The organism is Pullulanibacillus sp. KACC 23026 (genome assembly GCF_029094525.1).
Taxonomy (GTDB): domain Bacteria; phylum Bacillota; class Bacilli; order Bacillales; family Sporolactobacillaceae; genus KACC-23026.
This window is the reverse complement of record NZ_CP119107.1, coordinates 2,553,500-2,575,014: the sequence shown is the minus strand read 5'-3', so window position 1 is coordinate 2,575,014 and position 21,515 is coordinate 2,553,500. Positions and strand designations below refer to the sequence as shown.

Here is a 21,515-nt window from a genome sequence, read left to right as displayed (position 1 = left end):
TATAAGAATGGTCACATCAAGATCCTGGTGGGTTTCTCGGGGTTATCATTTAAAGGAGATGTTCTTATTGAATTTCGGAATACTTTTCAGTTATGTGGGGCTTGGCTTAATGCTGGCAGCACCGATCGGTCCAGTGAATTCCGCACGTCTGGATAAAGGGATTAAGAACGGTTTTTGGCATGCTTGGATCGTCGGATTTGGTGCTATCGTTGCAGATGCGTGTTTTATGATGCTTGTTTATTTAGGACTTGTCCGGTTTATTAATATTCCGATTGTCCAAATTTTTCTTTGGCTGTTTGGTGGTTTTGTCCTCATTTATACGGGAATTGAAGCGGTTAAGACAGCCAATAAATTCAAATTCGATTACCGAAATAAAACAGATTCGATTGTTTCTTGTTTTGTCACGGGTTTCTTTATTACGATCACCAGTCCATTGTCTATTTTGTTTTGGTTAGGGATCTATGGATCGGTCTTAGCGGAGACGGCTGTTAACAATGGGTTTAGTCGTGTTCTTTTATATAGCGCTATGATTTTTCTTGGTATTACGATTTGGGATCTTTTTGTGGCTACTCTTACATCAGGTTTTAAACGCTTTTTCAATTATCGCATGTTAATTGTCATTTCGGCCTTGTCAGGGGTGTCGCTTATCCTATTTGGCGTTTATTTTGTTTGGCAAGGTCTAAAGGCCATTTTTGGTCAATGATTTAAAGGCCGGATCGTATTCAGTTTAATTAAATGACTAGTCTGCTTGAGAAGGGCAATCGTAGACGCTCTTCTTTTTATTTTGTTTCATAATTAGACAAAAGTCGTGTTAAAATGAACCCGTAATGACGGTTAACTCAAAAAAGAGGTGCTAAGATGCTAAAATTTACAATTTGTTTTATTAAACAAGGGAATCATTTTTTGATGTTAAATCGGGAATCTCCTGAATGGATGGGAGCCTGGAATGGTGTTGGAGGCAAGTTGGAAGAAAATGAAACACCGATCGAAGGAATCCTCCGTGAAGTAAAAGAAGAGACTCATTTAGAGCTTCAGCAAGATCTTGTTCAATATAAAGGAAAAGTAACTTGGTACGACGTTAACGGTACGTTCTATGGAGGGATGTACCTATTCTTAGCTGAAATTCCAGAATCGATGCGTTACGCAACGCCTGTTAAAACTGCGGAAGGCATATTGGATTGGAAATCACTTGATTGGCTATTGCATCCACAAAATAAGGGGGTGGCCGATGTTAAGCGATTCTTTGAGACGATGATTCATGATGCGCATCCTTATGACTATCGGTGTCTTTACGACGAAGACCTGTTAGTAGATGTTGAGAAAGTCAAGATAGTAGAGGAGCCTTTTGTTTAACGAATCAGGATTATCATTTTGCATGGACCTCGCAGGAGAGGAATGACACACTTATCATTCTTAGATTGATGATTTTGGACTTTTTGAGACATTATATACTTAAGGATAAATTTGTACTTCAGGCATTCATTCATCCTAAAAAAACGCTTGATTGTAATGAGGAGGGGCTTATGAAGCCAATGTTAAAGGTAGTGACGGCAATCGTCATTATTATACTGCTTCTTGCATGGTATGAACGCCCTATTCACGTTAAGGTCAATGGCCATTCAAAAATGATAAGTAAACAAGTATTGGGGATTGTCTCTCAATCACCAGCAAAAGAATGTAACTGTCCTCCGCCAAAAGGTCCAGGAGATCTCGAAATTACATATAAAAAGACGACTTATCACATTTATAAGGATCAATCGAAAGTTTATTATAAAAAGAATAAGGACTATGTCTTGTATGAAATAAGTGATGATGAATTGAAGAAGGTTGTGAAGGAAGTTGAACCATGATCAACTTCCTTTACTTATGTCTGTCTAATCCAATGTAACTTGAATTCATGACTAGTTGAATGAATGGACTCACGTGCCGAACCCCTATAGTTTAAGGCCTCCAACTAGGTCTCTTAAGTTTCTAGCAATGGAAAAGCTATTTTTATAAATTTTTATAGTCTATTTTTTTATTCACTTCATAGATATAGACATATAGTCGAATCTACTAGAGGTGAGGAAGATGGATTGGTATAAACAAACTGCACAAGCTGTTGAGGAACAGCTCGATAGTGATCGTCATAAAGGGCTGACCCAAGAGGAAAGTCAGAGGCGATTGAAGGCAAATGGCTTTAATGAATTAAAAGAGCAAGACAAGCCATCAGCGCTCTCGATTTTCCTATCACAGTTCAAGGATTTCATGATTTATGTGTTATTTGCAGCCATTTTGTTATCTGCTTTTTTAGGAGAATACCTCGATGCAGTCGCTATTTTTCTTATTGTCATCATGAATGGCATACTTGGCTACATTCAAGAGCAACGTGCTGAAAAATCACTTGATGCGCTCAGGGAGCTGTCAGCGCCCCATTCACTCGTTCTAAGAGAGGGAAAATGGATGAACATTCCTGCGAAAGAATTGGTGGTCGGAGATATCGTTAAGGTTGAAAGTGGTGACCGTATAGGCGCTGATCTTCGCTTTTTCTCCGCTTCCAATTTGCACGTAGAGGAGTCGGCACTGACAGGCGAGTCCGTTCCCTCACAGAAACAATCAGAGCCCATTCATGGCGATGATCTGCCTCTAGGGGATCAGTCCAACCGAGGGTTTATGGGGACGATGGTGACACAAGGAACAGGTGTTGGTATCGTCACGGAAACCGGTATGGATACAGAAATGGGTAAGATTGCAGGACTCATACAGAGCGCTGAGAAGCTGTCTACCCCATTGCAAATGAAGCTTGAGCAGCTTGGACGTACTCTTATTTATTTGTCTATTGGATTGACCGTATTGGTAGTATTATTAGGGGTCTATCGTGGGCATGAGCTCACTCATATGATTCTTTCAGGTGTGTCACTCGCTGTAGCTGCTATCCCCGAAGGATTACCAGCGATAGTAACGATTGCTCTAGCATTAGGTGTGCAGAAAATGATTAGGCGTCATGCCATTGTTAGAAAGCTTCCGGCAGTCGAAACTTTAGGGTCTGCAACGGTCATTTGTTCGGATAAAACGGGGACTCTTACTCAAAATAAAATGACGGTCACTCATCTTTGGACGGATGGAAAAACATGGGATGTGCCGGAGGATCCAAAGGTGGACCGTTTTAAAAAAGATGGCCGACCTATGCATATAGAAAATGAAACAACGCTAAAGCAACTGCTTGAATATGCGGTTCTTTGTAATGATGCGGTGATTGATCAGGAGGATGGGGACAAGCCTACACAACTTGGCGACCCAACTGAAATTGCTCTTTTAGAAAGCGGCAAAAAGGCGGGTATTACTAAACAAGGATTGAGTCCATCTTATAAAATCGTCCAAACTTTTCCGTTTGATTCCAGTCGTAAGATGATGAGTGTTATTGTTGAAAAGCCGAGCGGTGAACAATTTGCTGTGGTAAAAGGAGCGCCTGATGTTCTGCTTTCCCGCTGTGATTATATCATGTGGAATGGAACACGTGAGTTAAAACGTTCTAAGCATACCAATGCAATTGAAGAAGCCATCGATCAGCTTGGCCGAAAAGCATTAAGGAATATTGCTGTAGCCTATAAGCCGATTTATCAGAGTAAACCAAGCTCAGAAGCCGATCAGGTGGAAAAAGGTTTAACTTTTGTTGGACTCCAAGGCATGATTGATCCGCCGCGTCCGGAAGTGAAAAAAGCGATTGCGGAATGCCGGGAAGCTGGAATAAAGACTGTCATGATTACAGGGGATCATGCCGTTACAGCGAGTGCGATTGCCCGCCAGCTTGATCTATTACCTGCTCATGGGAAGGTTATGGATGGGGCCGCACTTTCAGCGTTGACTGAGGATGAACTCGTCAATCAAGTTGAGGATATCTACGTGTATGCTCGCGTTTCTCCAGAACATAAATTAAAAATTGTTAAAGCGTTACAGAAGAAAGGGCATGTTGTGGCCATGACGGGGGATGGAGTTAATGATGCACCAGCGATCAAATCCGCCAACATTGGTATTGCGATGGGGAATACAGGAACGGATGTAGCGAAGGAAGCCGCAGCTCTTGTCTTAAGCGATGACAATTTTTCATCCATTAAAGCAGCGGTTGAAGAGGGACGTAATATCTATGAAAACATCCGCAAGTTTATTCGCTACTTGTTAGCATCCAATGTCGGTGAGATTCTTGTGATGCTGATTGCGATGATGCTCGCCCTTCCGCTTCCTTTACTTCCTATCCAAATTCTGTGGGTTAACCTTGTGACAGACGGACTGCCTGCCATGGCCCTTGGCGTTGACCAAGCTGAAGACAATGTCATGAAACGCGGACCAAGACCGACTAATGAAGGTGTCTTCGCACGAGGGCTTGGCTGGAAAATTATCTCAAGAGGCTTTCTGATCGGTGTTGCGACAACAGCGGCGTTCTGGATCACTCTAAATGGCGATCCGGATGATCTGTTAAAAGCGCAAAGTGTCGCCTTTGTTACGCTCGTCATGGCCCAACTGATTCATGTGTTTGATTGCCGAAGCGAGCGTTCCATCTTTGATCGAAATCCTTTTGAAAACCGGTATCTTGTACTTGCGGTTTTTTCATCGATTTTACTGATGCTAGTCGTCATGTATGTTCCCGTTCTGCAGCCGGTCTTCCACACTGTTCCGTTAACCGTTCGTGATTGGCTGCTCGTCTTAGGTCTTGCTGCAATCCCAACTTTCTTATTGTCAGGCAATCAGCTTTTCAAGAAGGACAAAAGAACAACAGCAAGTCGCGTAAGCAGCCATTAATAATAAAAACAGCATGTGACAAGCTAACGGGTTTTCATTTGTGAGGATCAAAATTGGTCACTTACAAACTTCACCATCAAAAAGGCTTAGAGATGTAACGATCTCTAAGCCTTTTACATTTGCCTCTATGAAAATGGTCATTTGACACTTAAGCGAGTTTGATAAATAAGCGGAGAAATTTCTCTTAATCAAAAAATAGAACAGAACCTATCCTGGTAATTATTTTATTAAGTTAGCCGGGAGTTCTCCTATATAGTTAGCAGAGGGGCGGTAAATGGTATTAGCCTCTGCCTGTTCTAAAACGTGGGCAGTCCATCCTACAATTCGGCTAGCTGAGAAAGTTGGTGTAAAAAGGGATGGATCCAGCCCGATCGCCTTCATGATCGCTGCAGCATAAAATTCAACATTTGTATAAAGCTTGCGTCCTGGTTTGTATTTTTCAAGCAATTCAATCGCTCGTTGCTCTAAAAAATTAGCAAGATCAAGCCATGGATCTTCGCCGCCTATTTGTGAGGAAATTTCTTTTAAGGCTATCGCCCGCGGATCTTTTGTTTTGTATACGCGGTGGCCGAAGCCCATGATTTTTTCACCAGACGAAAGCTTTGATCTTAACCAGCCCTCTACATTCTCTTTTACTTTGATTTCATCCAGCATGTTAAGGACACCCGTCGGTGCTCCTCCATGAAGCGGCCCTTTCATCGTACCGATTGCCCCTGTAATCGCGGAAATAAGATCCGATTCAGAGGAGGAGATGACACGAGCGGTAAAGGTAGAAGCGTTCATGCCGTGTTCCATCGTGAGAATCATGTATGATTCGAGAGCCTTTACATGGGCAGATGAAGGCTCTGTTCCCCTTAGCATATATAAATAGTTTTTTACATGGGTGTAATCTTCATTTGGATCAACAGGCTCTAGACCCAATTGTTTTCTGTATCGATAGGCGATAATGGTGGGGAGTTTTGCTGTTAAATCGATCGCTTCTTCAACAGTTGGCGGCCAAGCATGATCCGGAGTTCCAAGTGAAGAAACAGCCGTACGAAGAACACTCATCAGATCCATTTCAACCGGTAAGGCTTCAAGGATGGCCTTGAGTGAAGCTGGAAGCGCTCTTCCTTTTTTCAATCGCAGCTGTAATTGATCCAATTCATCAGCGTTCGGCAAATACCCGTACCACAATAAGTGAGCAACTTCTTCAAATGTATGTTGGAGTGCGAGCTTCTTCGCCTCGACACCTCGATAAATGAGTAAGCCTGCTTTTCCATCTATAAAACTAAGCTTGGTGTCAGATACCAAAACATCCTTAAGTCCTTTATTTAACATTTCTATACAACCCCCTTCTATTAAGTAGTATACTGTTGATAATTGTTTAAAAAAATTAAATAAAATTAATGATTTTAATTAAATTTATTAAATGATGAGGGGCTATATATATGGAGACAAAGTGGCTTCACACCTTTTTATCAGCCGCCAAAACAGAGAATTTTAGAAAGACTTCTGAACTGTTATTTATCTCTCAACCCACTGTTTCCGTCCATATTAAGTTACTGGAAGCGTATTTGGGCTGTAAGTTGTTTGAGAAACAAGGCCGCCATATTTTTCTTACTGAAGGGGGACAGCGGTTTTTGCCTTATGCCAAAGAGATGGTTGATCTGGATGAGCGAGGCTTTGAAACCATTCAGAGATATAAACAAGGCTTTGAAACAACATTGAAATTAGCTGTTTCGCCACTCATTGCCACCTATTCACTTCCCTACATATTAAGAGACTATCTATCTGAAAATCCAAATGTAGAAGTGGAGGTGAAGGTCGTCGAATCCGAGGTCATTGAGGAACTCGTTTTGTCTGGTGTATGTGACTTGGGTTTATCGCGAATGAACGGCAAATTTAAGGATGTCACCTGTCAAGTGGTTCAGGAAGATCCGGTTCTGTTTGTTGTGCCTCATGATGGCATGGATTTAGAAACCGCACCTGGCTTTGACATCGATCAGTTGCTTCAGGACAACATCCTTCTTACTCAAAATCATCCGGAGTATTGGGAACCGTTATTGGAACAGTTGAGGCATTTAAACTATACATTTCGTTCCATGATGGTTTCACAAGTGGAGGTAACTAAACGATTTATAGAACAGGGAATTGGTCTGTCCTTTTTGCCGCGCTTAACGATTCGAAGGGAATTGTTAGAAGGAAGATTGCTGGATGTTGATTTTCCAGGTCTCTCTTTGCCTCTCGCGAAAACATATGCCTTATATAAAAGAGGAAAATCAGAGGCGAGTCTATTTCTTCACAGGATGAAACAGCTATATGGAACCTAATGTGAGGTCAACTCATTTGATCGAGGGCAGATGAGATGGAAAGTTCCAAATTTGTCTTGAAATTAAGCGATTCCATTAGGTTTGGGTATTGCCATTTGTTTGAGAATCGTCTATGATGAGAACAATAAAAATGACGTTGATTAGGATCAGTAATTTGAAGAGCTTTTCAGAGAGGGAACGGGTGGTGCAAGTTCCTAATGTATCTTCAGATGAACCTGCCTAAGAGTCCTGTATGATCATACAGCGGTTTGTGCCGTTATCACAATAGAGTGTAAAGCGATGCTTTAAACTAGGATGGTACCGCCAGCAATGGTTCCTAGTCTTTAGCATCGCTTTTTATTTTTAAGGAGGATTAAGATGGCGAAGGAATTTGTGGAACGTATTACGTCGATGGAGGACGATTTTGCAAAATGGTACACGGATGTCGTGACAAAAGCGGAATTGATTGACTACTCCAGTGTAAGAGGAAGCATGATTCTCCGTCCGTATGGCTATCGGCTTTGGGAAAATATAAAGCAGGAACTAGACAAAAGAATTAAAGAAACCGGGCATGAAAATGTGTATATGCCATTATTCATTCCAGAAAGTTTACTTCAGAAAGAAAAGGATCATATTGAAGGTTTCGCCCCAGAGGTTGCGTGGGTCACTCATGGCGGTGAAGAAGAGCTTGCGGAACGTTTATGTGTGAGGCCGACTTCAGAAGTTTTATTTGGTGAACACTATAAAACTATAATTCATTCCTATCGCGACTTGCCAAAGCTTTATAATCAATGGTCAAATGTGGTGAGGTGGGAGAAGACGACACGCCCATTCCTAAGAACACTTGAGTTTTTATGGCAGGAGGGTCATACCTGTCATGAGACTGAAGAAGAAGCGATTGAAGAAACGATAAAAATGTTGAACGTCTATGCCTCTATTTGTGAGGAGTATCTCGCCCTTCCAGTAGTAAAAGGTAAAAAGACAGAAAAAGAAAAGTTTGCAGGTGCTGTATCAACCTATACGATTGAAAGCCTTATGCATGACGGAAAAGCATTACAGGCTGGCACCTCCCATTATTTTGGAGAGGGCTTTGCGAAGGCCTTCGACATTCAATTTACCGATCGAGTGGGTAACCGGCAATATGTTAAGCAAACTTCTTGGGGCTTTACGACACGAATAATTGGCGCCATGATTATGGTTCATGGCGATAATCGCGGCCTTGTGGTCCCACCTAAAATAGCGCCTATTCAGGTCGTCATCGTTCCCATTGCCCAACATAAAGAAGGGGTCCTTGATGCCGCTTATAATCTAAAGGAGTCTCTATCTTCAGAAGTCCGAGTGCATCTAGATTCAAGTGATAAAACACCCGGTTGGAAATTCAATGAATATGAAATGAAGGGTGTGCCTATTCGGCTTGAAGTAGGACCGCGTGATCTTGAACAAAACCAGGTTGTATTGGTTAGAAGGGATACGGGTGAAAAGAAAATTGTAAAGGCGGATATCCTGTTATCAGAGATTCAGTCCATGCTTCTAAGTATCCAGCAGGACTTATATAACAAAGCAAAGGGGCACCTTGAGAAAAAGACATCTGCTGCCTCTAATATGAAAGAATTTAAAGAGAAGCTTGAAAACGAGACTGGGTTTATTCAATCGATGTGGTGCGGTAAAGTGGATTGTGAGGAGCAAATTAAAGAAGAAACAGGAGCTACATCCAGATGCATGCCTCTTAAAGAGTTCCAAAAGCCATCGGATACGTGCGTGTATTGCGGAGAAAAAGCAGAGCATCTTGTCTATTGGGCGAAGGCTTATTAAGAAATTCAGGTAGGAAACCTATTTTATGAGGATCCTGCCTGTTGTTACTTAATCTTGCGTCATGACAAATGTATTGCCTTCACTATCCTTAAAGATGGCCTGAGTTCCCCAAGGCTGTTTCTTAGGCGGTTCTACAAACTCAACCCCTTTTGCAGCCCATTCCTTATATGTATGATCGATATTCTCTGTACTGATTGAGGCCATGGCGAATCCGCCAATTTGGCTTTCCATTCCAGGAGGGGTAAAGAGGACAAAGGTTGTTTCGCGATTTTTCCAACCCACTTCGATCCAGCGTGTTCCATTGCCAAAAGGCTGATCTGTTAAACACTCGCATCCCAAACAGTCTGTATAGAACTTTAAGGCGCGATCTTGATTAGCTACTGGTATAGTACAAAATTTGATTTTTGGCATGATTAACCTCCGATATTTTGTATGTTACTCTTAATATACCTAAAAAAAGAATGCGAGGAAATGTAATGAATAATTTAACCAAAATTAAAATAGAAAAACCGGCTAAGGAGATTTTCGAAGCTTTTGTTGACCCCGAGAAAATAGGCGGCTTCTGGTTTTCTTCCTGCTCTGAAAGATGGGAGCAGGGAAAAACCGTTACTTTGAGATATGAAGAATACAACGCTCAAGGTGATATTAAAATTGCTGAGCTTGAGGCTAATAAGAAAATCGTTTTTCACTGGGGCACGAATGGAGAAGGCAATAAAGTAAGCATTTTCTTTACTGAACTAGAGGATCACAGCACATCCGTTGTCATTGAAGAGGAAGGCTTCAGTGTTAATCATGAGGATCAAATTCTTTACCTATTAGATAATAAAGGGGGATGGGTCTATACGTTAACCTGTCTTAAAGCTTATTTGGAATTCGCTGTGACAACACTAAGAGCTAGTTTGATAAAAAAGTAAGCTATTTGCTGCAGCTTGATTGAATAAAGGTTATTCTCTAAGAAAAAAAGAGGATAGTCTTTTTTTATTTCTTAAGAGCATAAGAGATTTGCCATGTTGGAAAATCGGAATATTGTGAATCTATCGTTAGTAGAAAAAAAAGTGGGGGTCATGCAAGTCGCTTTGAATTGAGGAAATGGGACGTCCAATTAGTTCTTATAGTGAGAATGAATTTCAAATGACGTTAAGTGAAAAACAAAACCAACCCAGTGCGAACCAGGCTGGTAAAAAATGAGTCAGTTTATTTTATGACTTTATCAATGGCTTTTTAAATAGAAAATTTCTCGATCATGCTCGGCGATTTTCTGATGAATATATTCCAAATCCACTTTTCGAACCATTTCCTTTTCAATAACACTCACTCTACCAGTCAGTTCATCCACTTTAACAGCCAAATCCTGAACAGCTGCTTTTATAAATGGAATTTCCGCAACATCCTCTTTTGTAGCAAAGTTCTTAAGATCCTCCTTAGTAGGGAAATTCTTAAGGTCATCCTTTGTAGCAAAATTCTTAAGATCCTCCTTAGTAGGGAAATTCTTAAGGTCATCCTTGGTAGCAAAATTCTTAAGATCTTCTTTAGTAGCGAAGTTCTTAAGGTCATCCTTGGTAGCAAAATGCTTAAGATCTTCTTTAGTAGCGAAGTTCTTAAGGTCATCCTTGGTAGCAAAATGCTTAAGATCTTCTTTTGTAGCAAAGTTCTTTAAGTCATCCTTTGTCGCGAAATTAGTCAAGTCGGATTTGGTGACCATTTCCTTCTTCATTTCTTTGATCTCATTCACGATCTCCAAAAGTAATTCCTCACTCATAACACTCACCTCCTTTACCCATATTATAACCCAAAATTCGACAAAAGAAAACACTTGTTCGCATGAAAATGATAAAATTGAAAGTCCAGACAAGACAGCACACTAGAAAAAATTGGGCGAAGTTTATCTGGTGAATTATGTACCTGAATTTCATCTTTATGTCTGCAAGTGAGGCGCTGCAACACGCTTCTTCCGGACAAGCCAGCACACGAAGAAATTCAAAGACGTGATTTCACAAAGGTCATTCAGGTAGTAGGCTTTCGTTAATTTGTTATAATAGTCTCATTGCCTGTTAAATGGTTGCTTTTTGGAGATTTCTATTAGAAAGAAGGTTTGTTAATGAAGCTAAGAGTTTCAGCGGTGCAATATCATTTGCATACGATCGATTCATTTGATGAATTTGCACGGCAAGTCGAGCACTATATTAAAACTGCAGAAGAATTTTCTTCTGATTTTATCATATTCCCTGAATTTTTTACCACTCAACTCATGTCTATTCAAAATGAATTTGGTGAGCCGTTAACCATTGACCAGCTTCACCATTTCACAGAGCAATATCATTCATTGTTTACCACTTTCGCGACCCAAACCAATATGCACATTATTGCGGGAACGCATGTTATTAATAGAAACGGAAAATTATATAATGTTGCTCACCTGTTTTATCCAGACGGAAGAATAGCAGAGCAGGCGAAGCTTCACATGACACCGACAGAAGTCGATGAATGGAACATGAGTCCAGGAGAGGCTCTTCAAGTATTCGAGACAGAAAAAGGAACCATCGCAATGTTAACTTGCTATGACATTGAATTTCCTGAAATTGTTCGCATGGCAAAAGCGAAAGGGGCAGATGTTATTTTCTGTCCTTCTTGTACAGATGATCGCCACGGTTTCCATCGCGTGAGATACTCAAGTCATGCGAGAGCTATTGAAAATCAAGTCTATGTTGTGACAACTGGAACGGTTGGATCGCTTCAGACCGTTGACTTTATGAGAGGCAACTTCGGGCAGGCTGCTATCATCACACCGAATGATGTTCCATTCCCACCAAAAGGAATTCTAGCTGAAGGCGAAATTAATCAAGACATGATCGTAACAGCTGACCTTGACTTAGAACTGCTCTATCAGGTTCGCGAACACGGATCAGTGACAACCTGGCGCGACCGTCGAACAGACCTTTACCCGGATTGGGAGCACTTCAAAGTTAAAACACCGGCTGATTAAGTACACTTAATGGCGCGACTAATAAAACCACTTAGACAACATCGGTGGAATGACTACAAGTAAAAGAATTGTTTTTATAGACTAGAATTTTTTCTAATTATCCTGATGGGTGAGGGGTTCCATTGGATTTTTCCGTTTTTAAAATTAAATCGAATTACAAAAACACTTGATGGTCAACTGACATCAGGTGTTTTTTATTGCTATAAAGTGAAAAAGGATTTTAAAAAAGAGCGGTTTAAAACGATTATGAATCCCTATCTAAGTCAAATAGTGTTAAAATAAATTCAATTGTAAGTTTAAAGAGAATGCGAGGAGGAGTAGCATGATCATCTATCCTATTTTACATAAAGGGGCAACCATCGGTGTTACAGCACCGTCATCTGGGATTGAGCCTGAGTTACATCATTTGGTAAAACAGGCTTGTGATCGCTTGCAACAGGAAGGGTATCGGACTATCTGTGGTGATACTGTATGGACACAGGAAAAAGCGAAATCAGCTATCGCAAAGGTTCGTGCAGAAGAACTTAACCAAATGTTGCAGGATTCTAAAATTGACCTTATTTTACCACCATGGGGCGGTGAGCTGCTCATCGAAATTCTAGATTTGTTGGACTATAAGGCGATGGATACTAAATGGATCATGGGGTATTCGGACACAAGCGGTCTTCTTCTTGCGATCACTCTCAAAACAGGTATAGCGACTGCTCATGGAGTCAATTTAGTTGATTTAAGAGGAGAATTTTCGGATACAACGACAGCCCTTTGGGAGACTGTTCTCAGCACAAAGGCAGGGGATTCCGTTGTCCAGCAATCTTCTCCTTTTTATCAAAAGGAATGGCATCATGACAATCCCTCTCCTTGTGTCTATCATCTGACGGAAAAAACGGAGTGGAAGACTATACAGGGGACGAACATCCATGTAACCGGCCGTTTACTAGGTGGATGTGTGGATATTATTCGGCATTTAATTGGAACTCCTTTTGGTGATGTACAAGCTTTTAGGGAAGAGTATATCAGTGGCGATCCGATAGTATGGTACCTAGAAAATTGTGAGCTATCGACAACGGATCTCAAGAGAACTCTTGTTCAAATGAAGCTTGCCGGCTGGTTTGATCATTGTACTGGGATTCTGTTTGGAAGAAGCGACGCCAATGAACCAGTTGAAAACTATGAAGTGATCGATATCTATAAAGAGCTATCTGAGGAGCTTAACGTCCCAATTGTATATGATATTGACTGCGGGCATGTGCCGCCGCAAATCACTTTTATAAATGGAGCCTATGCAGAGATTGATGTGACAGAAGCCGGAAATGCAACGGTTATTCAACACTTCAGATAACATGAAATTTAACCGATTGGTTCGTCAACTTTTAATAAAATAAAGCTAATCCTATTATGGAGGATAAAGAAAGGCGGCACTCCACCAAGGTTCTAACGGACACTGAAGAGGGAGAAAAGGGGCTGTAATGGACTGAGTGTCCATTACAGCCTTAAAACGCGCGCCGCTAATGTTCTTACTGACATGAATACTACATGGAAAAAAACGTTGACCCCTCTAAGTCTGGTTGGGGTTGAACGATCAAATAAAGGAGTTGGCTATGGTGCCGACGTTTTCAGAAAAGGAAGTTAAAAGTGTATTAACACGAACACGAGGTTATTTAAATGGCTACAGTCATTCACTGAATCCTTATAAAGGCTGTGTTTACGGTTGTTCCTATTGCTATGTTCGAAGACTCCCAGTGAGTTTGTTTCATGAAGGGGAATGGGGAACGTGGGTGGAGGCGAAAACAAATGCGAAAGAGGTTCTTTCAAAAGAAATCAAGCGTGAGAAGAAGAAGGGACCTGTTACTATTTTTATGTCCTCGAGTACGGATCCTTATCAGCCATTAGAGCATAAATTAGGGATTACCCACAAACTATTAGAGGTGTTGACTGAGCCAGACTGCAAGCCGGATTTTTTATTCGTTCAAACCCGATCCCCACTTGTTATAAGGGATATTGCCCTTTTTAAAGCGTTAAAGGACCGGGTAATGATAAGTATCACGATTGAGACCGATCAAGACGAAGTACGCAAACGTTTTGCGCCGGCAAGCCCGCCTATTCCTGCACGTTTAAAGGCATTAAAAACTTTAAGCGATGAGGGGATCCCTAATCAAGCCGCTGTGGCTCCTCTTTTACCCTCAACCACTGACTTTCCCGCAGTTCTCCAAGAAGTGACTAAGCGCATTTGTTTGGATGATTTTTTTCAAGGGGATGGCGCAGGCGGAAAACGGACAAATGCGTTGAATATACCAGCTTTATTCAAAGCGGAAGAACGGGAGACATGGTACTCACCAAGTGCTTTAAGCCGTCTGCAAGCCGATTTTGAAGAGCGTTTTGGCCAAGATCATGTTTTTATAAGTCAAGAAGGATTTGCCCCATATTGAATGAGCAAAGGTTAAGGGAGAATTTTGTCGAAATTTTCACAAGGTCATTCCCGCTGTTGCCTAAGTTATGTTAAACTAGTCCTAGTGTAAAATCGAACAGATTCCAAGGGTTTCCGTTTGATTCGAAAATCCGATAAGAAATAGAGGTTCCTACATGAAAATCAAAACATTATTTCTTCTAAGTCTGATTGTGTGTTTAGGTGTAAGTTTATCCGCTTGCGGAAAGTCTGGGCAATCATCTTCTTCTAAATCTAATCAATCAGCTTCCACCCAAAGTTCTGACAAACAGGATTCAACGTCTTCTAGCACCGATACAAGTTCAAAATCTGGTGATCAAAGAGATCCCTCTGATCCTAATGAAGATCCTTTTGTGATGTTGAAACGAATGGATGCTGTGATTAAGGCGACATTGGATGTGGAAGGTAAGAAGAGCAATACCAAGGTGGACTATAAAGCGAAAACAATGACTCAAAATGGGGAGAAAGTGACCTTTTCGATTCAACCGACTAAAGCTCACCAATTGGATTTCAAGAAAGGGGCTGTTGAAGGGGTATTTCCGGACGGCAAAAAGACACAGTCTGTTGTCCTTTACAATTATACCATTGATAATTCCAATAACCTGTCGCTGATCGATGTTGACAGTAAAAAAGTTATCTACAAAACGGTTATTGTCGATCCGACGGCTGCTAATCCAGAAAACAACAGCTAATTTTTAGAAGCTTTCTGATTTAACGCGTGTCACCTATTAATTTTTGATCTATAGTAAAGCTAATTGGGTAAGAAAAGGACCTAATTAGCTTTTTTTAATGGAGTGGCGTCATAATAATGAAAAGGAAAAAGTGACATTTTTTAAGATAAAGCCATTTACTAATTGGAAAAGGCAGGATGAGATAGTGAGTCGTGCTTCGATTTTGTCCAATGAGAAGTTTCTGATAGATGATTTTTCACTGGCCCGTATCTTTTAACGGCCTTTGTTCGTTTATAAATTAGAGACGTGTAGAAGGAGTGAGTGCTGTGTCTAACGAGCTTAACGATGCTTCAGACGAAATGCTTCTTCCTCAAGGGGCGTTTTCTGAAGAGGAGCTTAAAGAGATTTACCCTAAGTTTCGTCGATATTGTCAATTTCTTTCCCAAAATAATTGGGATGGAGAAGATCTTGTTCAAGAATCCTTGATCAAAGCCTGGCATGCTTATAAGAATCAGGAAGCCTTACCTTGTGCTCTTTTAAACAGAATCGCGAAGAATGAATGGATTGACCGGGTGCGAAAACGTTGTAAGGAGTCATTAGATGGGATTCCAGAGAAGCCAATAGATGTGACAACGCAAATCGATGACCGTATAGATACTGTCCAGACGCTTATTCAATCCTTAACACCCAATCAGGCCATTATGTATGCCTTAAAAGAAGGGTTCCAATTTCATGCCTCTGAAATTGCTGAGCTCTTAAGCACGACGGAGACCGCTGTAAAATCAACACTTTTTAGAGCTAAACAACGTCTTCAGAGGGATCAAGGCGAAGGAACGCCTTCAGTTAGGGATCATTATTGGACTATTGAGGAGCAGGAGCGGATTCAACAGCTCCTTAATGACGCGATCAAACATCACGATCCCTTCATTTTAATTAGAGCACTGCCAATTAATCAGACTTTGATAAAACCGATGCCGTCTCGTTTTACCGGCACGTCTTTCTGCACGCTCTCTATGGCTGCGTAATTAGATTTTTTATTAGGCAAGCTTAAACGAGGAGGTCATCACAAATGACAATGATACCGTATGTCATTGAACAATCGAGTCGCGGAGAACGTTCTTACGATATCTTTTCAAGGCTGTTAAAGGATCGGATTATTCTAATTGGGGAAGAAATCAACGATCAAGTGGCGAACAGTGTTGTTGCTCAGTTGCTTTTCCTAGCTGCTGAGGATCAGGAAAAGGATATTTCGCTTTATATTAATAGTCCTGGTGGGTCAACAACTGCGGGTTTTGCTATCTATGACACCATGCACTATATTAAACCGGATATAAGAACGATCTGTACAGGAATGGCGGCGTCTTTTGGTGCGATACTTTTGCTTGCTGGAACGAAAGGGAAGCGGTTTGCCTTACCGAACAGTGAAATCATGATTCACCAGCCTTTAGGCGGAGCACGCGGCCAAGCAACAGATATTGAATTATCAGCAAAACGAATTATTAAACTTCGTGAACGTTTGAATCAAATTATTTCGGAGCGGACAGGGCAGACTTTGGAGAAAGTAGCAAAGGATACCGATCGAGATTTCTTTATGAGCCCTGAAGAGGCGAAAGGATACGGGATAATCGATGATGTAATTAATTAATGAAATGAAGGAATAGCGGCACTATTCGTGCTGCTTTTTCTATTTATCAGACATTTTCTGATGGGATTAAGGGCCGGAAAGCAACAGAATTCATGGAGGGCGCATGTGATGTTCACTGAATTTAACCTCATGTAAAAGGGTATAAAGCAGGAAACCTTCGACACATAATACGAGCATCTAGCTGAAATTGGAGTTGATGGCATGACGGACTCACTTCCGCATGAGGAAGGATTTGACCACACGTTCGATCTGTTAAGAGAAGGATATTTGTTTGCGTTAAATAGAAGAAAGAGTTTCAATTCAGATGTCTTTTCCACGCGTTTATTTGGAAAAGACGTGATCTGTATGAATGGAACGGAAGCCGCCCGCCTTTTTTATGATTCTGAGAAATTTGAACGGCACGGAGCCGCTCCTAATCGTGTCATCCAGACATTGTTTGGGAAAAATGGAGTTCAAACATTGGATGGCAACCGCCATACCCATCGAAAAGAACTGTTTATGTCGATTATGTCGCCTTCCTCAAGAAGAAAGTTATCCGAAATTGCCCGTGAAGAGTGGGGGAAGGCTGTTCAAAAGTGGGAACGAATGGAACAGGTTACTTTTTACACAGAGGTTCAAGAACTTTTAGGCAGAACCGCCTCTCGTTGGGTAGGCGTACCCATATCGGAGTCCGAAATTAACGAATTAACGAACGATTTAGCCGCTATGTTTGAGTCACCTGCAGTAATCGGACCTAAACATTGGAAAGGAAGAAAAGCGAGAAATCGTCTTGAAGGCTGGTTAGTTGCTATTATTTCGCAGGTGCGGGAGAAAAAGCTTCACGCTCCTAGTGATACAGCCCTTTATCAATTTGTCTGGCACCAAGATTTAGAGGGGAAGTTGCTCGAACCCAAGGTAGCGGCCGTCGAACTTTTAAATATTTTAAGACCGATAGTGGCCATTTCGATCTTTATCAATTTCACCTTATTGGCTATTCACCATTATCCTGATGAAAAAACGAAACTGGAAATGGGAGATGAAGCGGATGCCAATAGGTTTATCCAAGAGGTTCGTCGATATTATCCGTTTTTTCCAATGGTCGGCGCGCTTGTAAAGGTTGATTTCGTGTGGAAAAATTATCCTTTTAAAAAAGGCACGTTAACACTATTAGATCTATACGGAACGAATCATGACCCTAACATTTGGGATGAGCCGGATGCGTTTAAACCGGAGCGTTTTTTTAATTGGCAAGACGATCTATTTAGTTTTATTCCTCAGGGTGGGGGGGACTATGTATCAGGGCATCGTTGTGCAGGTGAGTGGGTGACGATTGACATCATGAAAATAAGTTTAGATCATCTTGTAAGCTATATGGATTTCGATATTGCTCCCGATCAGGACCTCAGCTATAGTATGGTGAACATCCCAAGTATCCCCCATAGCCGCCTTATTTTGAAAAACGTCAGGAGAAAAGAATCATAAATTCAGGGCGTTGCTTAGCTAAAATTCACCTCCTGTAGAGTCTTTAAAATTTGGACGAGTTTAGAAAAAAATCGCACTCCAAAATGATATTTGGGGTGCGATTTTGTTAGAAGTTTTTAAGAGCAAAGTCAGTCAGTGGTCTATATTGTTGGAAAACTTACCAGAAGAACGGAGCCCCTAGAGCAGCACCTGCAAATCCACCTAAAAATCCGCCTGCAAAAGCACCTGGGAACGCACCGAAACCTACTGGGCCACCCCAACCAAAGCCAGGTCGACCCCAACCAAAACCAGGTCCAGGTCCAAAAAACATATGTCTCACTCCTTTTCGAATTAGGAAAAATTGTTTTTAGGAAATCCGCATATCTTATTTTGGGAAATAGGATATACGGTCTTAATACACTGTATGCATTCAGGACATTTATGGATTGGACAAATGCGGAGTTGTCCCCGATTTAGACTAAATTTATATGAAATTAAGCTGCAAAAAAACACCTCTCTCTCTTGTATGTTCAAGGGAAAGAGGTGTTTAATAGTTAAAACGGTCTTTTCACTCTATTAAAATTGGACGTGACTTAATTCGTGTAGATAGTCGACTAGAGCGTCCATTCCTTTTTCAAAGTTCTCTAAATGGAAGTGTTCATTAGGTGCATGGAAATTTTCGGTACCTAGACCAAATCCCATAAGGACCGCAGGAAGCTTTAACACGGTGTTAAACGTCTCTACAACTGGAATGGATCCACCCATTCGTGTATAAGTGACGGGACTTCCATAGGCTTTCTCCAATGCCACACCGGCAGCCTGAATAGCAGGATGATCATATGGAGTTAAAAATGGACGAGCTTGATCGAACATCTGAATATCCAACGTCACACCTTTTGGTAAATGCTTGTTAAGATGAGCTTTTATTTGTGAAGCAATCTCAGCAGGGTCTTGGTCGGGTACTAGGCGACAGCTGATTTTGGCATGGGCCTCGTTAGGAATAACGGTTTTAACGCCTTCTCCCTGGAATCCTCCGTAAACCCCGTTGATTTCTAGTGTTGGACGTGCCCACAGACGAGCTGTTGTGGAAAAGCCTTCTTCGCCAAATAGGTCAGTTACCCCAAGTTGAGCTTTAAGCGCTTCATCATCCGAAAGGGAAGCGAATGTCTCGATTTCTTCCTTCGTCAAACGACGAACCTTGTCGTAGAAGCCCTCAACCGTAATTTCACCTTTTTCATTATGTAAGGTTGCCAATAATTCAACCAGAGCATGTAAAGTATTTTGAACCGCACCGCCATACAGACCTGAGTGAAGGTCACTGTTTGGTCCCTTCAAATCAATTTGCATCCCGCAAAGACCTCTTAATCCATAAACAACGGCTGGTTTTCCTTTATCAAGCATCGGTGTATCGGATACAAGCAGCACATCGGACTTAAGCAATTCTTTGTTCGCCTCAACAAAAGCATCGAGACTTGGACTGCCGATTTCTTCTTCCCCTTCAAAGATAACTTTGACGTTAACAGGCAGTGCTTTTTCTGACTTTAGATAAGCCTCAAGCACTTTTATATGCATGAATACTTGTCCCTTATCGTCACTTGCTCCGCGTGCATAGATTTTTCCGTCACGTATGGTAGGTTCAAAGGGAGGGGTTTCCCATAAGTGAAGCGGGTCAACAGGTTGAACATCATAATGGCCATAGATTAAAACGGTTGGTTTTTCAGGGTCATGAAGCCATTCCCCGTAAACGACAGGTAAGCCTTCTGTTTCCATAATAGCAACATGCTCAAGTCCAGCAGCTGTTAAGGCATCAGCCGTCCATTGAGCGGTATGGTTCATCTCATCACGATGTGTGGAATCGGAGCTGATGCTTTGTAAGGATAAAAAGGATTTGAGTTCATCTAATTGCGCATCTCTGTTTTCTTTAAGATATTGTTTAGCTAGTTCAGACATTGAATAAGCCTCCTTTTCTGTATTTTAACATAGTTTATAGAGAGTATGAGAAGTTTTGCATAGGCGAGCAGTTCACTTTATTATGGCTTGAAACGACGGAGATATTTCCAAATTAAAAAGACACAAGCAACTGCAACTATGACAACAATAGAAAGATCCACATATGGTGCTGCGACGGTTTGGATGTTCTCCCAATTCCGTCCTAATTTTTCTCCCAGATAAATAAATATAAACGACCATGGAAGAATGGCTAATGTTGTAAACGTTAAAAATCGAGAAAGACTCATTTTGGAAATGCCCGCGGGGACAGAAATGGCATGGCGGACAAGGGGAATAAAACGGGCAAAAAAGATAACCCCTGTGCCGTACTTTTCAAACCAACGTTCCGAGAGTTCAAGATGGTGTTTGCTGAGAAGTAAATACTTTCCGAACTTATCTAAGAACGGCCGACCTCCATAATAACCAATCCAATATAAGAATAGTTGTGCAATCACGCCTCCGATCAAACCCGCTAAGACGATTCCGTAGAAATTAAAATCTCCGCTTGAAACAAGGTAACCGCCATAGGCAAGGACCAATTCGCTTGGGATGACTTCAATCATAAGAGCTAATGCGATTCCGATATAGCCAAATTGTGAAACAAGATTTAAGAGCTCAACCACCATATCCTTCAAATTAGTCACACCTTTGCTAAAAAAAATGCTTGTCTCTCTAAATATATGACCGGGTGAAGGGGATTAGCGCCTAAAATCATATTTTTCATGAGCTTATCTAGACATTTTTTCGTTTTTTGTATTCAAGCACCTCCTATTCTGACGTATAAATGGGCAATCGTTTAGTCCCATTTCAATCGTTTTAAAATACAGTGTTTTAGAGAGGGTGATAAGATGGATCAAGCATTTCCTACTTTTACGACTGACCGACTCCTCTTCAGACAGCTTCAGCCGAATGATGTTTATAAGGTGTATCAACTCTTTTCGGACCCAGATTGTATGATTTTCGACGGTGGCCGAACCATGGTCACGATCAATGAAGCCTTTCAATTTATTTCTCTCTTTTCGACCTATCAGCCTGGGAGTTCCTTTATCCGATGGGCCGTGGAGTCAAGAGAAACGGGTGAGTTTCTAGGGACAGGCGGCTTTCACAAAATTTCCACCGAAGCGAGACGGGGTGAAATCGGCGGGGAGCTCTTGAAGAAAAATTGGGGGGCAGGGATCGGTAAAGAAGCCTTATTTGGTTTAGCTCATTACGCCTTTCAGGAGCTTCAGTTTAATCGAATTACAGCGATGATTTCCCCAGAGAATATCAAGGCAAAAAAAGTCGCGGAGAAAATGGGGTTTATTAAAGAAGGGCAGCTTAAAGATTGGGAATTTTGGAACGGTCGCTATACAGATATGGACATTTATCGGTTGCTTGCCCGTGAATGGAAAGGGAACTAAAGAAATCCGCCTTTTAAAATAGTAGGGCTCAACAAGTTTAAAGACTGAAAATTTGGGGAATAATA

21 protein-coding genes and 1 other annotated feature are annotated in these 21,515 nt (G+C 41.4%); of the genes, 15 read left to right on the top strand and 6 right to left on the bottom strand.

The window, feature by feature from the left end; translation table 11 throughout:
• The first annotated feature begins 67 nt into the window (after window positions 1-67).
• From PU629_RS11985 to PU629_RS11970, 4 genes are all read left to right on the top strand, one after another.
• Complete coding sequence (locus tag PU629_RS11985) at window positions 68-703, top strand: LysE family transporter (RefSeq protein ID WP_275280304.1); 636 nt, start codon at window positions 68-70, stop codon at window positions 701-703.
• A gap of 155 nt (window positions 704-858) precedes the next feature.
• Entirely contained in the window at window positions 859-1,353 is a 495-nt protein-coding gene (locus PU629_RS11980; RefSeq protein ID WP_275280303.1) for an NUDIX hydrolase, read from the top strand.
• A gap of 170 nt (window positions 1,354-1,523) precedes the next feature.
• A complete protein-coding gene (locus tag PU629_RS11975) occupies window positions 1,524-1,850 on the top strand; it encodes a hypothetical protein (RefSeq protein WP_275280302.1) in 327 nt (108 codons plus the stop codon).
• Between the two features lie 220 nt (window positions 1,851-2,070).
• Window positions 2,071-4,776: a cation-translocating P-type ATPase gene (locus tag PU629_RS11970; RefSeq protein ID WP_275280301.1), complete on the top strand. Its 2,706-nt coding sequence runs from the start codon at window positions 2,071-2,073 to the stop codon at window positions 4,774-4,776.
• Window positions 4,777-4,995: 219 nt separating this feature from the next.
• Here PU629_RS11970 and PU629_RS11965 read toward each other — a convergent pair whose 3' ends face one another.
• On the bottom strand, window positions 4,996-6,102 hold the full coding sequence (locus PU629_RS11965) for a citrate synthase/methylcitrate synthase (RefSeq protein WP_275284413.1): 1,107 nt from the start codon (window positions 6,100-6,102) through the stop codon (window positions 4,996-4,998).
• Window positions 6,103-6,206: 104 nt separating this feature from the next.
• Here PU629_RS11965 and PU629_RS11960 point away from each other — a divergent pair, with 104 nt between their 5' ends.
• Window positions 6,207-7,088, top strand: coding sequence for a LysR family transcriptional regulator (locus PU629_RS11960; RefSeq protein WP_275280300.1), 882 nt, complete (start codon window positions 6,207-6,209; stop codon window positions 7,086-7,088).
• Window positions 7,089-7,215: 127 nt separating this feature from the next.
• Window positions 7,216-7,409 (top strand) — a binding site (T-box leader).
• Between the two features lie 36 nt (window positions 7,410-7,445).
• Window positions 7,446-8,879 (top strand): proline--tRNA ligase, encoded by a 1,434-nt coding sequence (proS, locus tag PU629_RS11955; protein WP_275280299.1) that lies wholly within the window; start codon window positions 7,446-7,448, stop codon window positions 8,877-8,879.
• 48 nt (window positions 8,880-8,927) lie between these two features.
• On the opposite strand, the gene PU629_RS11950 is transcribed toward proS, so the two are convergent.
• Complete coding sequence (locus PU629_RS11950; RefSeq protein WP_275280298.1) at window positions 8,928-9,290, bottom strand: VOC family protein; 363 nt, start codon at window positions 9,288-9,290, stop codon at window positions 8,928-8,930.
• A 65-nt stretch (window positions 9,291-9,355) separates the two neighbouring features.
• Here PU629_RS11950 and PU629_RS11945 point away from each other — a divergent pair, with 65 nt between their 5' ends.
• A complete protein-coding gene (locus tag PU629_RS11945) occupies window positions 9,356-9,793 on the top strand; it encodes an SRPBCC domain-containing protein (RefSeq protein WP_275280297.1) in 438 nt (145 codons plus the stop codon).
• A 296-nt stretch (window positions 9,794-10,089) separates the two neighbouring features.
• On the opposite strand, the gene PU629_RS11940 is transcribed toward PU629_RS11945, so the two are convergent.
• Window positions 10,090-10,638 (bottom strand): hypothetical protein, encoded by a 549-nt coding sequence (locus PU629_RS11940; RefSeq protein WP_275280296.1) that lies wholly within the window; start codon window positions 10,636-10,638, stop codon window positions 10,090-10,092.
• Between the two features lie 339 nt (window positions 10,639-10,977).
• On the opposite strand from PU629_RS11940, the gene PU629_RS11935 reads away from it, so the two are divergent.
• The 7 genes from PU629_RS11935 (at window position 10,978) to cypC (ending at window position 18,082) form a co-directional block, all read left to right on the top strand.
• Window positions 10,978-11,862, top strand: coding sequence for a carbon-nitrogen hydrolase family protein (locus PU629_RS11935; protein ID WP_275280295.1), 885 nt, complete (start codon window positions 10,978-10,980; stop codon window positions 11,860-11,862).
• Between the two features lie 322 nt (window positions 11,863-12,184).
• Window positions 12,185-13,201, top strand: coding sequence for a S66 family peptidase (locus tag PU629_RS11930; protein ID WP_275280294.1), 1,017 nt, complete (start codon window positions 12,185-12,187; stop codon window positions 13,199-13,201).
• Window positions 13,202-13,460: 259 nt separating this feature from the next.
• Window positions 13,461-14,288 carry an SPL family radical SAM protein gene (locus PU629_RS11925; RefSeq protein WP_275280293.1) on the top strand — a complete coding sequence of 276 codons (828 nt, stop codon included), beginning with the start codon at window positions 13,461-13,463 and terminating at the stop codon, window positions 14,286-14,288.
• A gap of 154 nt (window positions 14,289-14,442) precedes the next feature.
• Window positions 14,443-14,997: a hypothetical protein gene (locus tag PU629_RS11920; protein WP_275280292.1), complete on the top strand. Its 555-nt coding sequence runs from the start codon at window positions 14,443-14,445 to the stop codon at window positions 14,995-14,997.
• 305 nt (window positions 14,998-15,302) lie between these two features.
• Window positions 15,303-16,001 (top strand): sigma factor-like helix-turn-helix DNA-binding protein, encoded by a 699-nt coding sequence (locus PU629_RS11915; protein ID WP_275280290.1) that lies wholly within the window; start codon window positions 15,303-15,305, stop codon window positions 15,999-16,001.
• Between the two features lie 44 nt (window positions 16,002-16,045).
• Complete coding sequence (gene clpP, locus PU629_RS11910) at window positions 16,046-16,621, top strand: ATP-dependent Clp endopeptidase proteolytic subunit ClpP (protein WP_275280289.1); 576 nt, start codon at window positions 16,046-16,048, stop codon at window positions 16,619-16,621.
• A gap of 201 nt (window positions 16,622-16,822) precedes the next feature.
• Window positions 16,823-18,082: a CYP152 family fatty-acid peroxygenase CypC gene (gene cypC / locus PU629_RS11905; RefSeq protein ID WP_275280288.1), complete on the top strand. Its 1,260-nt coding sequence runs from the start codon at window positions 16,823-16,825 to the stop codon at window positions 18,080-18,082.
• Window positions 18,083-18,239: 157 nt separating this feature from the next.
• On the opposite strand, the gene PU629_RS11900 is transcribed toward cypC, so the two are convergent.
• The 3 genes from PU629_RS11900 to uptA form a co-directional block, all read right to left on the bottom strand.
• On the bottom strand, window positions 18,240-18,392 hold the full coding sequence (locus tag PU629_RS11900; protein ID WP_275280287.1) for a hypothetical protein: 153 nt from the start codon (window positions 18,390-18,392) through the stop codon (window positions 18,240-18,242).
• 245 nt (window positions 18,393-18,637) lie between these two features.
• Window positions 18,638-20,011 (bottom strand): dipeptidase, encoded by a 1,374-nt coding sequence (locus tag PU629_RS11895; protein ID WP_275280286.1) that lies wholly within the window; start codon window positions 20,009-20,011, stop codon window positions 18,638-18,640.
• Window positions 20,012-20,091: 80 nt separating this feature from the next.
• Window positions 20,092-20,685 carry an undecaprenyl phosphate transporter UptA gene (uptA, locus tag PU629_RS11890; protein WP_275280285.1) on the bottom strand — a complete coding sequence of 198 codons (594 nt, stop codon included), beginning with the start codon at window positions 20,683-20,685 and terminating at the stop codon, window positions 20,092-20,094.
• 213 nt (window positions 20,686-20,898) lie between these two features.
• Here uptA and PU629_RS11885 point away from each other — a divergent pair, with 213 nt between their 5' ends.
• Complete coding sequence (locus PU629_RS11885) at window positions 20,899-21,450, top strand: GNAT family N-acetyltransferase (protein ID WP_275280284.1); 552 nt, start codon at window positions 20,899-20,901, stop codon at window positions 21,448-21,450.
• Window positions 21,451-21,515 lie beyond the last annotated feature (65 nt).

Excerpts from the sequence above, each read along its gene's own strand:
- PU629_RS11945 (WP_275280297.1), top strand. The coding sequence starts at position 9,356 with ATGAATAATTTAACCAAAATTAAAATAGAAAAACCGGCTAAGGAGATT.
- cypC (WP_275280288.1), top strand. The coding sequence starts at position 16,823 with ATGACGGACTCACTTCCGCATGAGGAAGGATTTGACCACACGTTCGAT.
- PU629_RS11980 (WP_275280303.1), top strand. The coding sequence starts at position 859 with ATGCTAAAATTTACAATTTGTTTTATTAAACAAGGGAATCATTTTTTG.
- PU629_RS11930 (WP_275280294.1), top strand. The coding sequence starts at position 12,185 with ATGATCATCTATCCTATTTTACATAAAGGGGCAACCATCGGTGTTACA.
- PU629_RS11940 (WP_275280296.1), bottom strand. The coding sequence starts at position 10,638 with ATGAGTGAGGAATTACTTTTGGAGATCGTGAATGAGATCAAAGAAATG.
- PU629_RS11885 (WP_275280284.1), top strand. The coding sequence starts at position 20,899 with ATGGATCAAGCATTTCCTACTTTTACGACTGACCGACTCCTCTTCAGA.
- PU629_RS11895 (WP_275280286.1), bottom strand. The coding sequence starts at position 20,011 with ATGTCTGAACTAGCTAAACAATATCTTAAAGAAAACAGAGATGCGCAA.
- PU629_RS11970 (WP_275280301.1), top strand. The coding sequence starts at position 2,071 with ATGGATTGGTATAAACAAACTGCACAAGCTGTTGAGGAACAGCTCGAT.
- PU629_RS11960 (WP_275280300.1), top strand. The coding sequence starts at position 6,207 with ATGGAGACAAAGTGGCTTCACACCTTTTTATCAGCCGCCAAAACAGAG.
- PU629_RS11920 (WP_275280292.1), top strand. The coding sequence starts at position 14,443 with ATGAAAATCAAAACATTATTTCTTCTAAGTCTGATTGTGTGTTTAGGT.
- PU629_RS11900 (WP_275280287.1), bottom strand. The coding sequence starts at position 18,392 with ATGTTTTTTGGACCTGGACCTGGTTTTGGTTGGGGTCGACCTGGCTTT.
- PU629_RS11950 (WP_275280298.1), bottom strand. The coding sequence starts at position 9,290 with ATGCCAAAAATCAAATTTTGTACTATACCAGTAGCTAATCAAGATCGC.
- PU629_RS11925 (WP_275280293.1), top strand. The coding sequence starts at position 13,461 with ATGGTGCCGACGTTTTCAGAAAAGGAAGTTAAAAGTGTATTAACACGA.
- clpP (WP_275280289.1), top strand. The coding sequence starts at position 16,046 with ATGACAATGATACCGTATGTCATTGAACAATCGAGTCGCGGAGAACGT.
- PU629_RS11975 (WP_275280302.1), top strand. The coding sequence starts at position 1,524 with ATGAAGCCAATGTTAAAGGTAGTGACGGCAATCGTCATTATTATACTG.
- PU629_RS11935 (WP_275280295.1), top strand. The coding sequence starts at position 10,978 with ATGAAGCTAAGAGTTTCAGCGGTGCAATATCATTTGCATACGATCGAT.
- proS (WP_275280299.1), top strand. The coding sequence starts at position 7,446 with ATGGCGAAGGAATTTGTGGAACGTATTACGTCGATGGAGGACGATTTT.